Raw genomic sequence first — 13,860 nt, 5'->3', positions numbered from 1 at the left:
AAGGCGCGGCCAAGGGCGATAACAGTGAGGCCATCTGTCACGCCGATCTCAGACTTCCGTCGTACGACCGATTTCGGGATGGTTGGCGGGCTCATCATCGCGCACAATTGGCCCACAGCGTCGACAAAACCTGTCCCATGGCGCCACCCGGAGTTGTCTTCATGCGTAATTTCAGCCATCCAGCCCTTCGCACCAGCATCGAGGCGCGTGCTGCCTATTGCAGTCCCAACGATGTCGCGCCGGTTCTGGTTGCCAAAGCATTGGCGGCTGGCGGGGCAGAACTGACAGCTGATGGTGCGCTATCGGTGCGCACCGGCGCGTTTACCGGGCGTTCGCCCAAGGACAAGTTCATCGTTGAGGATGATCTGACACGCGACCGGGTCTGGTGGGACAATAGCGCCAGGATGACCCCTCAGGACTTCGAACGCCTGCTGGCGGACGCCAGTGCCTCGATGACGGACGCCGAGATATTTCGTCAGGACCTGTTGGCGGGCGCCGATCCGCGCCACCAATATGCCGTGACGGTGCTGACCCCGTCGGCATGGCATGCTTTGTTCATCGCCAATCTGCTGATCCGGCCCGGCGATGGCACATGCGGCGAGACGCCGAGCGAGGTCACCATTGTGCATGCTCCCAATTTCAAGGCTGACCCGACGCGTCATGGCAGCCGCGGCGAAACGGTGATCGCGCTGGACATGAGCCGTAATATCGTGGTGATCGCGGGTACGCTCTATGCCGGTGAGATCAAGAAAAGTGTGTTCTCGCTATTCAATTTTCATGCCCCGCTCAATGATGTGTTGCCGATGCATTGTTCGGCCAATCTTAATGACCAGGGTGAAACGGCGTTATTTTTTGGCCTGTCGGGCACTGGCAAGACAACGCTGAGCAATGATCCGGCCCGGCCGCTGATTGGTGACGATGAGCACGGCTGGAGTTCGGATGGGGTCTTTAATCTTGAAGGCGGGTGCTATGCCAAGACCGTCAAGCTCAGTGCGGCGGCGGAACCCGAGATTTTTGCTGCTACCCGGAAATTCGGCACAGTGCTGGAAAATGTCGTGCTCGATCCGGTAACTCGTGTGCCCGATTTCAATGATACCAGCCTGACCGAAAATACCCGCGCCGCCTACCCGATAAACATATTGCCCAGCATCGCCAACGGCAGCGTTGGTGGGGTACCCAACATTGTGGTGTTTTTGACCGCAGACGCATTTGGTGTGCTGCCTCCAATTGCACGGCTGACGCCGGAGCAGGCAGTTTATCATTTCCTTTCCGGCTACACGGCAAAGGTTGCAGGCACCGAGCGCGGCGTCACCGAGCCGCAGGCGACGTTTTCTGCCTGCTTCGGCGCGCCCTTCATGCCGCTACATCCCAGCGTTTATGGACGGATGCTGGCGGAACGCCTGCGTCAAAGCGGCGCGCACGCGTGGCTGATCAATACCGGGTGGACCGGTGGCGGTTACGGGGTGGGCAACCGTATTGCGCTGGCATCAACCCGGCGCCTGCTCAATGCAGCGCTTAATGGCGAGCCTGGATGGGGTTGATATGCGCGAAGACGAGTTGTTTGGTTTTGCCGTACCCACAGCGGTTGAGGGTGTCGACCGGCAACTGCTCGATCCGCGCCAGACCTGGGCGGATAGCAATGCCTATGATCGGCAGGCCGCGCATCTGGCGGCACTGTTTCAGCAGAACTTTGCCAAATTCGGTCCCGATGCCAGCGGCACCGCCGGACCCAAACTGGCGCATGCTGCCGAATAGTGCCTCCGAGGCCAATGATAGCCGCTTTCAAATCAGCAAACAGGTGCTATTGAGAGCGGCATGATCGCTCGTTTTATCAAAATTCTTGTCCTTGCCGCTGGTATCGGGATCGCGGTTGTAAGCCAGCGTCCACATAGCGGCGAAATGTCCAACATTGCCCGGTTGCTCACCGATTTTGGTGTCGACCTGCCGGGCCTGCACATGCCTGCCGCCGACAATTGGGTGGGCGGCGGGGCACTGCTGGTCCTGTCGGCCCTCGTGTTCTGGTGGACATTTTGGCCGCGGGTGCAACCTCATTCGGTACATTCACCAGCGCGACCGCAGGCACAAAAGTCCGATGCGCCTGCCCCGACTTCGCCGCCACCGACAATGCCGGCCACGCCGCTATCCGAAGGCGCATCGACCCCCGCGCAGGTCGCGACGCCGACCCGAGTCACGCCGGTCAATCTGGGTCAACCCGACATGAGCATCAGGGAGTTGTTCCTGCTGCTCGATCCTGACCTGGGGTCATCAGCAGGGTCCAAGGCGAAAGCGCAAAAGGTTGGGGTGCACATTGCACGTGCCCTGGCGGATGGCAGCCTGCGGGCCTGGGGCAAGGCCGATGCCGGGGGACGCGTGCTGCATTCCATAGAGTCAGGGTTCTGGGCAAAAGCGGAATGGACATTCTGGTTTCTACCAGCGGATCCGCGCAACCGTGACCTGATCCATGTCGCCTCCCCCGATGGGCAGCAACAATATCGCAATGTGCATGTCAATCGACAGGCGGCGCTCGGTCTGCTGGTTTGAAAACGCGGCGCTAGTTGGGCGCGTAAAAAAGGTGCGAGCCGATCTGGGCGACCTTTGTATAGACGTTTGACCAGGACGGGTTGACCGCTGTGGTGTGATAGTAAAGTGCGCTGCGCGGCAGCGTCGGCACCTTTATCCCACGGGCAAATTCTGCATAGACCTTGGCAGCAATGCCTGATGAACGACGCCAGGCCGACCGTTCACCCGGCGCGTCGGACTTGCCATCGCAGGCAAAGGTAAACTGGCACTTGTAGCGGCCCTTGTTGGCGTTCTGGTAAATGACGCCGCACAGGGTCGATGGGAACCTTTTGGAGAGAGCGCGGTTTACAATGACGTTGGCCACTGCCCACTGGCCTTCGAGGCTTTCCCCGCGTGCCTCATGATAGATTGCCTGCGTCAGGCAATCTCGTTCCTTGTTGGCCTGGGTAATGCGCTTGGCCGTCGGCTGGAACCGATCCTGAACATAATTGGCCAGGATATCGGGGTTAAGCGCGGCGGTTGATTCACTTGATGCGCCAGCGATGGCGTTCAAGGCCCGGTTACTTTCATTGGTGCTGGAAATATAGCCAAGGACCAGATTGGTACTCAGGGGAGACGGATCGGCCTCGTCAAAAGCGCTAAAGGCACGCAGTGCGGCCTGACGGGCGATATAATTTTTTAGCAAGGCGGAGGACAGGGGCTGTTCACCAGGCGCCAGTGGCACGTTGGTGGCACCCAATGCAGGCTGGGTGCGAAGGGCAGCAATATTTTCAGGCACGGGTAGTGGAGTGACGAAACTGGGCTGGCCGGTGTCGGCCTGAGCGGCTATCACACCAAACCCAAGCACCAAGGCAAAAGCCCCGGAAACCAGCATATTCGCAAGCGCGCGCGCAGCCGTGGTGAGCCTGTGTTGGCGTCAAAATGGCGTCCCTTCCCCTGGATCCCGTGGCCTCGCCAACCGGATCCGATTCCGTCACGTCAGGCTGCCTCTGCATCAGCAGCCTTGCCCGGGCGGCACACTATCCGAGCCAGTCGAGACTGAAAACCCAAAATTTACCGCTGATTAACTATGCCGCTTAGCATCTTAAAACAGGGTTAACTCACCGGGGCTGATCTGAAAACCCATGAATTTCAATGGTTTGGATTAAGGAAAACAGGGCGTTATGCCGAAATACGCAATTTTACGCGACTTGTTAACGATGTTCGTTAACTTTTGATTGTGGCTTTCGGGAAACGCTTTTTCGGTCAGCGGGTCGGAAAAGCGGCCTGATGAACATGGACGAGGCTCTCGACAATGACGATACCGAGGGCGCGGATCTCATCGCTGGGATGCACCAGGTCCGGCACCATGATGGTTTGCATGCCTGCGCCATGGGCGGCGCGGACGCCCGAATGGCTGTCCTCAAAGGCCAGGCACAATCGTGGCGCCACGCCGAGGCGCTCGGCTGCGGTAAGGTAGGGTTCGGGGTTCGGCTTGGGATTGATCACATCGTCACGCGTGACGATGGTATCGAACATGTCGATCAGCCCGGCGACTTCCAGATGCAGGTGCGCATGGGCACGACGCGACGAGGTCGCGATGGCGGTCGGGATATTGCGGGCACGCAGTTCGAGCAGGATCTCGCGCGCTCCGGGTTTAACCGGCACGCCCGCTACCAACTGGTCACGCATCGAGGTGCGGCACATGTCATCAAACTGGCTATAGGGGAAGGCCACCCCATAGGCTTCAACCAGCAATTGGTTGGTGGTTTCATGGCTGGAACCAACCATCGCGTGGTGCACGGTATCGGTCATTTCAAAGCCGAGATCGGCGCACACGTCAAAGACGATGTTGCGGAATACCGTTTCGGTATCGAGGATGGTGCCATCCATATCGAAGATTGCCGCCTCGAATGGACGCAACGTCAAAGCGTTTATATCGTTATGCATGGGGTGCATATAGGCTGGGCGTGGTTGATTTGCCAGACCAAATGCGTCGGGACTGCATTGCGTGCAGCGTGACCGTCGGGGTCGAGTGCCCGCCAACAAGGATTTACTCATGGCGTTTCGCCCCGGCTCGTTCCTGTCCTATCTGCATGCTGAACTGCTGATGATCACAGGCGTTCTGGCGGCCATTATCGGGTTTGCTCTGGAGCACAGCTTGATCGAGGCCGGACGGATACCGGCGCTTATGGCAACGGTGGTGCTGATCGGGGTGATCGCCGGGGTGTCGATGCGGGTGGCCCATCATGCCGAGGTGCTGGCCCACAAGGTCGGCGAGCCTTATGGCACCATGATCCTGACCTTGTCGGCGGTGCTGGTCGAAGTGTTGATCCTGGCGATACTGATGGCCAACGGGGCCGGGCCAACACTGGTGCGTGACACGATTTATGCAGCGGTGATGATCGATATTAACGGGATTTTAGGGCTGGCGGCGCTGGTGGGCGGGCTCAAGCACGGTGAGCAACCCTATAATGACGATAGCGGCCGCACCTATCTGGTGATGATCGCCACGGCGATGAGCATTTCGATGATCGTGCCAGAATTCGTCCCTGACGATCGCTGGCACGCCTATTCCGCCTTTACCATTGGCGCCATGATCGTGCTCTATGCGCTGTTCCTGCGGCGGCAGGTGGGCGAGCACTCCTATTTTTTCTCCTATAGCTATCCCAAGGCCAAAGCAGAGGGAAGCGACGGCCATGCAGCCACACAAGCACTGCCTGACGCGCCGAAACTCGATGGGGACTCAGAATCGGTAACGGCGTCAATTGTGCTCATGGTGGTTGGCGTTGTCCTGATCGGGGCGATTGCCGAGGTGATGTCGCAATATCTCAATGCCGGGATCGAGGGCCTTGGCGCGCCAATCATGCTGGTTGCGATTGTCGTCGCCGCGCTCTCGGCGGCACCCGAAATTCTCACCGCCCTGCGCGCGGCGCTGCGAAACCGCATGCAGAATGTCATCAATATCGCGCTTGGCGCTTCGCTATCGACTGTCATTTTGACGGTGCCGGTAATGGAGGCGATCGCGTTATTCACCGGCCAGCCGTTTGTCATGGCGATGACACCGGTGCAAACGGTCATGGTGGCGGTGACATTGTTCGTGGCCGCGATCAATCTGATTGACGGGGAAACCAATGCCATTGAAGGCATGACCCATTTCGTCCTGTTCGCGACCTTCCTGATGCTGAGTATGATCGGGCTTTAGCCCAGAACGAGCCCGGCGAGGATGCTGGCCAAAAGCACAATGAAGACAACGAGCGTCGGGGGCACTTTCCACAGCACCAGTAGGGTAAAACCGCCAAGGGCGACCGCCACATCGATAGGGCCAACGACGGCGCTGGTCCAGACCGGATTGTAGAAGGCTGCGCCCAGAATGCCGACGACCGCGGCATTGGCACCGGCCATGATGGCGCGGCCTTTTGGCAGTGTGCGGAACTGCTCCCAGAACGGCATGGCGCCAACCACCAGCAACAGGCCGGGCAGGAAGATACCGACAAGGCAAATCGCGGCGGCGACGGGGCCAATGGTGGTGGTGCCAATAACAGCGCCAAGATAGGCGGCGAAGGTAAAGAGCGGACCCGGTACGGCCTGAGCCGCCCCATATCCAGCCAGGAATGCATCAGCGCCGATGAAATGGGGCACCACCTGTTCCTGCAACAGTGGCAGGACGACGTGGCCGCCACCAAAAACCAGAGCGCCTGAGCGGTAAAACCCGTCAAACAGGGCCAGACCAACACCACCGCTGCCGATGCTGGCCAATAGGGGTAGACCGAACAGCAGAACGGCAAATAGTCCAAGCGCAACCATGCCGACGCGGCGCGAGATCGGAAAGGCGAGATGGCCGGCTTCAGGTGATTTCAGGTTAGACAGCAGCGCCAGTCCCGCAGCGCCGCCCAACGCAATCGCGGCAATCTGGCCGACTGCCCCGCCAACCATCAGGACCAATATTGCCGCCAATATACCGATGGTGCCGCGGGTGCGATCCGGGCACAGGGACTTTGCCATGCCCCAAACGGCCTGAGCCACGACGGCAACCGCCACGAGTTTCAGACCATGCAGGATCGCCGCGCCGACCGGGCCGTCGAACAAGGAAGCGGCATAGGCAAAGGCAATCAGGGCAATGGCCGATGGCAGGGTAAAACCAGTCCATGCTGCCAGACCGCCCCAGCCGCCAGCGCGGCGCAAGCCAAGGGCAAAGCCGACCTGGGAGCTGGCGGGGCCGGGCAGGAATTGACAAAGAGCCACGATATCGGCGTAGCCCGATTCATCAATCCAGCGACGCTTGACGACAAATTCCTGCCTAAAATATCCCAGATGCGCCACTGGGCCGCCAAAGGAGGTCAATCCCAGCCGGAAAAATGCCAGCAGGACTTCCCATGCCGAGCCTTTGATTGGCTCAGCGGTTTCGGAACTGTCGATGGCGCTCAATTGAGTTGCTTTCATTATTGAGTGAACGCGGAATGCCTATCATGAATAGTGCTGAAGAACCTGTTCGAGCATGGGTTTTATGCGGGAAAGCTCGTCAAGATGAGCGCCCGAGAGGGCCTCGAGGTGATTTTCGGCTGTGCGGGTTAACTTCAAGAGTACACGGCGCTGATCCGAGGCGTCATGGCTACGATCGACAAGTCCGGCTTCGGTGAGGCGGTTGGCGAGTTCCACGGCGGTATTGTGCCGGACCATCAGTCGGTCGGCCAGATCGCCGATGGTGATTGGCTGGCCGTGCCGAAACCCCTTGATGACGAGCAGAGCCTGATGCTGGCGCGGGGTAAGCCCGGCGCGCTTGGCCTCGTTCTCGCTAAATTCGAGAAAGGATCGGAGCAGATAGCGAAACTCGGCGAGGGCGGTGTAATCCTGCTGAGTCAGTTTGGGTCGTGGCAATGTCGGCGCTCCTGAGGATGGATATCTCTCCCTCTACACCGCTTTGGCGCAGGCGTTTAGAGAAGGACTTGACTTTTTTATATCGTACTACGATATATCTTGCCATTAATCTGACCCGCCCCTCGCACACTATTCAAGGAATTGCCGATGGCCGTTCGCCGCCATGAAAAGCGCCATCTCGGCGACTTTACCACCAGTCCACGCGTACTGGTCATCGCGGCCATTGCCGTTGTCGTCGCCATCGCGGGTGTGGTGGCCGGCATTTTGCTGCTCGATCTTATTCGCCTTGTCACCAATATCGCCTATTTCGGCCGATTCGCGCTTGCCGAACCCGATCTGACCAAGGCCCATCTCGGGCTGGGCAGCATATTCATTCCCATTGCCGGTGCCTTGCTTGTTGGCCTGATCGCCCGATTTGGTAGCGAGAAAATCCGTGGTCACGGTATCCCCGAGGCGATCGAGGCGATATTGCTGGGACGCTCGCGGCTTGATGCCAAAGTAGCGATCCTCAAGCCGCTGTCGTCGGCAATCGCCATTGGCACGGGCGGTCCTTTTGGCGCGGAGGGCCCCATCATCATGACAGGCGGCGCCATTGGGTCGCTGATTGCCCAGGCGCTACCGGTCAGTGACAGCGAACGCAAGACACTGCTGGTCGCAGGAGCGGCGGCAGGCATGACCACAGTGTTCGGCACGCCAATCGCCGCGATCATGCTGGCGGTGGAATTGCTGCTGTTCGAATGGTCGCCGAGAAGTTTCATACCGGTGGCGGTGGCGGCGATCGTGGCCGAAGTCGGACGCACGCTTTTGCACATGTCGTCCCCGCTGTTCCCCTTCGATGGCATGATGGATATTTCGGTCCTTGGGCTTGTCGGCTGGATCGGGATCGGCGTTGCCGCTGGTCTATTGTCCAGTGTGTTGACCCAGCTTGTTTATGCCTGCGAGGACGGTTTTCTAAAACTGCCCCTGCACTGGATGTGGTGGCCGATGATCGGTGGCGTGGTCATTGGTGTCGGCGGCTTGATCGAGCCTCGCGCGCTCGGTGTGGGTTATGCCAATATCGCTGCCATGCTCGATGGCCAGACGCTGGCGACGGTAGCAGTGGTCCTATTGTTGACCAAGGCCGTGATCTGGGCGGTAGCACTCGGATCGGGAACATCGGGCGGCGTGCTGGCGCCATTGCTGATCATGGGCGGCGCCATGGGGGCGGCATTGTCGGGCATATTACCGCCCGCGACGCCGGGTTTTTGGCCATTGCTGGCCATGGCCGCTACCATGGGCGGCACGATGCGTGCGCCGCTGACTGCGACATTTTTTGCCGTCGAACTGACCGGCAATACACATGTACTGGTACCACTGATCACCGCCTGTGCCGCCGCGCACCTGTTGACGGTTCTGGTGATGAAGCGCTCGATCCTGACCGAAAAGATTGCCCGGCGCGGCCATCACATTGTGCGTGAATATCGCATTGATCCGTTCGCCTTGACGCGCGTTGGCGACGTGATGACCCAACAGGTGGAAACCGTCCCCGCCACCATGACTTTGCATGAGGCGGCCCGGTTCCTGACCGATCCGGAACGCCGTCACCCAAGTTTTCCGGTGGTCGATAACGGTGCCATGGTTATCGGCATCATCGACCCGCCAGCGGTCATCGGCTGGCGGCGATCCGGCAAGCACCGGAACACGCCGCTGGTCGAGCCTGTTGTCGCCCAACCAGCTTCGGGTCGCTTATGCCGATGAATATCTGGACAGTGTTGCTGATCGGTTGTCGGAAGCCAACATCGCCCACCTCCCGGTCGTATCCCCCGACGACCATACGCTGGTTGGCTATCTTGGCTGGAAGGATCTGATGCGCGCCAACACAAGGCTGAATGAGGAGGAAAGCAACCGGATTAGTTTTCTGCCGGGCAAGGATGCCAAACCCGGCCGCGCCGGTGGCTGATGCTGCTTGCCGGTCAAGCGGCCAGATCCGGGGCAAATCTGGTGACATCGATAATGCGGTCGGCTACTTGCTGGCGCACTTCCTCATCGTGGAAAATACCCAGCAATGCTGTGCCCTGCGCTTTCTTGGCGGCGATAAGCGCCACCACTACGGCACGATTTTTGGCGTCGAGTGACGCCGTTGGTTCGTCGAGCAGCAATATTTTATGGTCGGTAATAAAGCCGCGGGCAATATTGACTCGCTGTTGTTCGCCGCCCGAAAAGGTTGCTGGTGGCAGGCTCCAGAGACGTTCGGGCAGATTGAGTCGGGCCAGCAACTGGCGGGCGCGATCCTGTGCTTTTGCCTTTTCGGTCCCGCCGGTCACCAGCGGTTCGGCCACCACATCGATGGCGGACACGCGCGGTACTGTGCGCAGAAATTGCGACACATAGGCAATGGTTGTGGCCCGCATCTGCAATATCTGGCGCGGATCGGCGCTGGCGAGATCGGCCATTTGACCATTGTGGATCAACATGATTTTCCCGGCATCGACGCCATAATTGCCATAGACCATCTTGAGAATTGAACTTTTGCCGACGCCCGATGGGCCACCCAGCACCACGCATTCGCCCGCCGCAACTGCAAAACTAACCTTGGCAATAATGGGAAGCACCAGGCCGCCGCGAAGATGCATGGTAAAATTCTTGGCAACGTTTTCTACCTGCAACATATCCATCTCAAACCTGCAAAATCGAGGAAACCAGCAATTGGGTGTAGGGCTCGCGCGGGTCATCAAGCACCCGGTCGGTAAGCCCCGATTCGATGACGCGCCCGTCTTTCATCACCACCATGCGGTGTGACAGCAACCGCGCCACGGCCAAATCGTGGGTGACGACTATGGCCGACAATCCCAGTTCACCAACCAGCCCCCGCAGCAAATCGAGCAGGCGCGCCTGCACCGATACATCCAGCCCGCCGGTCGGCTCGTCCATGAACACAAGGCGCGGACCGGTCACCAGATTGCGCGCGATCTGCAACCGTTGGCGCATGCCCCCCGAAAAGGAGCGCGGTTGATCATCGATCCGGTCAGCGCTGATTTCTACCCGCCCGAGCCAGTCCGTGGCGGTGGCGCGGATCTGGCCATAATGGCGCCCGCCCACGGCCATCAGCCGTTCCCCGACATTGGCACCAGCCGAAACGCTCATGCGCAAACCGTCGGCGGGGTTTTGATGTACGAAGCCCCAGTCGGTGCGCATCAACAAGCGCCGTTCGGCTTCGCTCAAATCGTAAAGGTCGCGCCATTGCCCATCGCGCATCCGGTAATGGGCTTGTCCAGCACTTGGTTCGAGCCTGGGTCGACAGGCAATTGAGCAGGGTCGATTTGCCCGAGCCGCTTTCGCCAACGACGGCCAACACTTCGCCGGGCCATAACGCGAAACTGACATCGATACAGCCCAGCCGCTGGCCATAATATTTGGTCAAACCCGCGACCTCGAACAATGGTTCATGGTTCATCTGCCCGCCTCCAGCCGGTGACCGGCCAGCGCGCCACGATGGCCTTGCGCGCGGCGTTCTTCGCAATTGTCGGTGTCCGAACAGACAAACATATGCCCGCCCTGATCATCGAGAATGACCTCGTCCAGATAAACCCCGGTCGCGGCACAAAGCGCACAGGGCTGGTCAAAATGCTGAATTTCAAATGGATGATCTTCAAAATCGAGGCTGACCACTTCGGTAAAGGGCGGCAGCGCGTAAATGCGCATTTCGCGCCCCGCGCCAAACAATTGCAGCGCCGGTGACATATGCATTTTGGGATTGTCGAATTTCGGGGTCGGCGATGGGTCCATCACATAACGCCCCTCGATCTTTACCGGATAGGCAAAGGTGGTGGCGATATGACCGTGGCGGGCGATGTCCTCATAGAGTTTGACATGCATCAACCCATACTCTTCGAGCGCATGCATTTTGCGGGTTTCGGTTTCGCGCGGTTCAAGGAATCGCAGCGGTTCAGGGATCGGCACCTGATAGACCAGCACCTGCCCGGCATGGAGGGGTTTCTCGGGGATGCGGTGCCGGGTCTGGATAATGCTGGCAGCATGGGTGTGGGTGGTGGTTTGAACCCTGGCGACCTTGGCAAAAAATGCCCGGATCGAGACGGCATTGGTGGTGTCGTCGGCGCCTTGATCGATGACCTTGAGCACATCGTTGGCCCCGATAATAGCGGCGGTGACCTGCACCCCTCCGGTGCCCCAGCCATAAGGCATGGGCATTTCACGGCTGGCAAACGGCACCTGATAGCCGGGAATGGCGATGGCCTTGAGAATAGCGCGTCGGATCATCCGCTTGGTCTGTTCGTCAAGGTAGGCGAAATTATAGCTTGGGGCGGCACTCATTCTGCCGCCTCCTGCTGCTCGGCGCGCATCTTGCGCACCAGGTCCAATTCGGCTTGAAAATCGACATAGTGGGGGAGTTTCAGGTGTTCGACAAAGCCGGTGGCCTGCACATTGTCGAGATGGGAGATGACAAATTCCTCGTCCTGGGCCGGGGCGCTGATATCCTCACCCAGTTCGCGTGCGCGCAGGGCACGGTCGCACAGCGACATCGACATTGCCTTGCGCTCTGACTGACCAAATACCAGTCCATAGCCACGGGTAAACTGGGGCGGCACTTTTGCCGAGCCCTTGAACTGGTTGACCATTTGACATTCGGTGACGCGGATGCGGCCAAGACTGACGGCAAAACCGAGTTCGGGCACATCGAATTCGACCTCGACCTCGCCAATGCGGATTTCCCCGACAAAGGGGTGTGAACGGGCATAGCCACGCTGGGTGGAATAGCCGAGGGCCAGTAAAAAACCTTCGTCGCCCCGCGCCAGCGCCTGCAGGCGCAGATCGCGATCAAGCGGATATTGCAGCGGCTCGCGGGTGAGGTCGCCGACTGTGTCCTCAGCGTTGTCCAGCGGGTTGTCCGGCTCGATCAATCCCTCGTGGGCCAAAAGATCGGTCACGCGGGGGGCATTTTCGGGCACCGTGTCTCGTGTTGCAGGGGCAGGTACATCGTCGCCACTAGCGATTTCTGGGTCGAGCAGGCGATGGGTGTAATCAAATGTGGGGCCGAGCACCTGGCCGCCCGGCAAATCCTTGAAGGTCGCCGAAACCCGACGCTCGATCAGCATCCTGCCCGTGTCGATGGGCCGGGAATAACCAAAGCGGGGCAGCGTGGTGCGAAAGGCGCGCACCAGAAAAATCGCCTCGATCAGATCGCCCCGCGCCTGTATTATGGCGAGCGCTGCCAATTCACGATCATAGAGCGAGCCTTCGGCCATGGCCCGGTCTACGGCCAGGCCCAATTGCTCGATTATTTGGCCTATGCCCAAAGCTGGCAGTGAGCGGTCGCCCCGGCGGCGGTCGGCGAGGAGAGCGTGGGCATTGGCGATGGCGGCTTCCCCGCCCTTCACGGCAACATACATATCAGGCGCCTTTCGCTTCAATTCTGGTGGTTCGCGGCAGCCCGATCACCTGATTTTCCGCGACCAGAAGCAGATCGATACCGCGCGGAAAACGAGCGTTGTTGTGTGACCATTGATCGAGAAAGTCGGCTGACAGATCCATCGGCGTGATGGTGATTTCGGTCTGGATACCCGGTCCCTTGAGGCACAGGACCGCGCCACCGCTCAGGGCGGGCACGGCGAGTACAATGGTGGTTGAACGATCTGGATATAGATCATCGCCCTGCGTGAAGTCGGCAAAGGCGAGAGATGATGCGGTGCTGACCAATGCAAAGGCGGCTTTTGAACGGTCCGAGATAATCGGCGCGCCGGTATGAAAGCGCAACCAGGCGAGGACAGCGGCATTTTCAAAAGCCGGGTCCAACCATATCGGACTTTCCGGGTCGCATAGGGTCAGTGCGACAGCAGCGCATTCGGCAGGCAGTGGTGCCGGAGGCGTGAGCCCGAGGTCCAATGTGTGCAGCGTGCCTGGATTTGCCAGCGCGTCCATGATGGCGCGAAAGCCACGCTGGGCGTCCATCACCGGATCGTCAAAGCCACCTTCAAGGGATTGACCGTCCATCATACGTCGCCGCGAACCATGGTAAAAAAGTCGACTTTTGTGGCGGCGGTCTCGTTGCGACGCTGCTGGTCGTGCGCGGCGCCCTTGGCACGTACGGGTGCCAGAACCCGGGTTTTGACCGCGACGGGATCGCGTTGGAACAGAGCGTCGAACACCGCGATCACACGCGCCTTTTCCAGATCACGCCCGAGGCAATAGCCATGGCCGATCTCGCCGCTTTCGAGTTTGATCGTGGCGCGGCTGACCGAGGCTTCGCCCAGATTGAACGGGGCGCCACCACCACCGGCGCGACCGCGCACCATGACAAGACCGGTTTCAGGACCGCGCACCGCCTCGAAGGCTGGCGGTGTTGGCCACGCCGCCCAGATCGCGGCCATTTGCGTGGCGTCGGCGCCGGCCATCACATTGAGAGCCACTTGCCGCTCATTGACGGTTTGATCTGCTTGCCTCGTCATCGCCCTTGCCTTTATTTGTCTATTAGATTAGACAACTAAT

General features: G+C 59.5%; 11 protein-coding genes and 3 pseudogenes. 4 read left to right on the top strand and 10 right to left on the bottom strand.

Features of this window, described 5'->3' with window-relative positions:
- Window positions 1-161 precede the first annotated feature (161 nt).
- Both pckA and PSQ19_RS15645 read left to right on the top strand, forming a co-directional pair.
- Window positions 162-1,755 (top strand): annotated as a pseudogene (gene pckA, locus PSQ19_RS15650) (phosphoenolpyruvate carboxykinase (ATP)).
- Between the two features lie 60 nt (window positions 1,756-1,815).
- Complete coding sequence (locus tag PSQ19_RS15645) at window positions 1,816-2,541, top strand: hypothetical protein (protein WP_282218494.1); 726 nt, start codon at window positions 1,816-1,818, stop codon at window positions 2,539-2,541.
- A gap of 10 nt (window positions 2,542-2,551) precedes the next feature.
- Here PSQ19_RS15645 and PSQ19_RS15640 read toward each other — a convergent pair whose 3' ends face one another.
- Complete coding sequence (locus PSQ19_RS15640; protein ID WP_282218493.1) at window positions 2,552-3,394, bottom strand: cell wall hydrolase; 843 nt, start codon at window positions 3,392-3,394, stop codon at window positions 2,552-2,554.
- Between the two features lie 371 nt (window positions 3,395-3,765).
- Window positions 3,766-4,560 (bottom strand): HAD family hydrolase, encoded by a 795-nt coding sequence (locus PSQ19_RS15635; RefSeq protein ID WP_282218492.1) that lies wholly within the window; start codon window positions 4,558-4,560, stop codon window positions 3,766-3,768.
- Here PSQ19_RS15635 and PSQ19_RS15630 point away from each other — a divergent pair.
- Window positions 4,559-5,704 carry a calcium:proton antiporter gene (locus PSQ19_RS15630; protein ID WP_282218491.1) on the top strand — a complete coding sequence of 382 codons (1,146 nt, stop codon included), beginning with the start codon at window positions 4,559-4,561 and terminating at the stop codon, window positions 5,702-5,704. The genes PSQ19_RS15635 and PSQ19_RS15630 overlap by 2 nt on opposite strands.
- On the opposite strand, the gene chrA is transcribed toward PSQ19_RS15630, so the two are convergent.
- Window positions 5,701-6,942 carry a chromate efflux transporter gene (gene chrA / locus PSQ19_RS15625; protein ID WP_282218490.1) on the bottom strand — a complete coding sequence of 414 codons (1,242 nt, stop codon included), beginning with the start codon at window positions 6,940-6,942 and terminating at the stop codon, window positions 5,701-5,703. The two genes, PSQ19_RS15630 and chrA, sit on opposite strands and share 4 nt — an antisense overlap.
- Window positions 6,943-6,966: 24 nt before the next feature.
- Window positions 6,967-7,377 (bottom strand): MarR family winged helix-turn-helix transcriptional regulator, encoded by a 411-nt coding sequence (locus PSQ19_RS15620; protein WP_282218489.1) that lies wholly within the window; start codon window positions 7,375-7,377, stop codon window positions 6,967-6,969.
- 147 nt (window positions 7,378-7,524) lie between these two features.
- Here PSQ19_RS15620 and PSQ19_RS15615 point away from each other — a divergent pair.
- Window positions 7,525-9,316: pseudogene (locus tag PSQ19_RS15615) on the top strand (chloride channel protein).
- Between the two features lie 13 nt (window positions 9,317-9,329).
- On the opposite strand, the gene phnL reads toward PSQ19_RS15615, so the two are convergent.
- The 6 genes and pseudogenes from phnL to phnG form a co-directional block, all read right to left on the bottom strand.
- Window positions 9,330-10,025 carry a phosphonate C-P lyase system protein PhnL gene (phnL, locus tag PSQ19_RS15605; RefSeq protein WP_328517674.1) on the bottom strand — a complete coding sequence of 232 codons (696 nt, stop codon included), beginning with the start codon at window positions 10,023-10,025 and terminating at the stop codon, window positions 9,330-9,332.
- Window positions 10,026-10,032: 7 nt separating this feature from the next.
- A pseudogene (gene phnK, locus PSQ19_RS15600) lies at window positions 10,033-10,810 on the bottom strand (phosphonate C-P lyase system protein PhnK).
- Window positions 10,807-11,688, bottom strand: coding sequence for an alpha-D-ribose 1-methylphosphonate 5-phosphate C-P-lyase PhnJ (locus PSQ19_RS15595; protein WP_282218485.1), 882 nt, complete (start codon window positions 11,686-11,688; stop codon window positions 10,807-10,809). The pseudogene phnK and the gene PSQ19_RS15595 overlap by 4 nt, the downstream one beginning before the upstream one ends.
- A complete protein-coding gene (locus PSQ19_RS15590) occupies window positions 11,685-12,764 on the bottom strand; it encodes a carbon-phosphorus lyase complex subunit PhnI (RefSeq protein WP_282218484.1) in 1,080 nt (359 codons plus the stop codon). The genes PSQ19_RS15595 and PSQ19_RS15590 overlap by 4 nt, the downstream gene beginning before the upstream one ends.
- Window position 12,765: 1 nt before the next feature.
- Window positions 12,766-13,368 carry a phosphonate C-P lyase system protein PhnH gene (gene phnH, locus PSQ19_RS15585; protein ID WP_328517673.1) on the bottom strand — a complete coding sequence of 201 codons (603 nt, stop codon included), beginning with the start codon at window positions 13,366-13,368 and terminating at the stop codon, window positions 12,766-12,768.
- The gene (gene phnG, locus PSQ19_RS15580) at window positions 13,365-13,820 is read right to left on the bottom strand and encodes a phosphonate C-P lyase system protein PhnG (RefSeq protein ID WP_282218483.1); all 456 of its coding nucleotides are present in this window, start codon (window positions 13,818-13,820) and stop codon (window positions 13,365-13,367) included. Before phnG ends, phnH begins: the two co-directional genes overlap by 4 nt.
- Window positions 13,821-13,860: the final 40 nt, after the last annotated feature.

Origin of the sequence: Devosia algicola, from assembly GCF_028816455.1 — a bacterium.
In the GTDB taxonomy this organism is placed as follows: domain Bacteria; phylum Pseudomonadota; class Alphaproteobacteria; order Rhizobiales; family Devosiaceae; genus Devosia; species Devosia algicola.
This window is presented reverse-complemented; position numbering and strand designations above follow the sequence as displayed.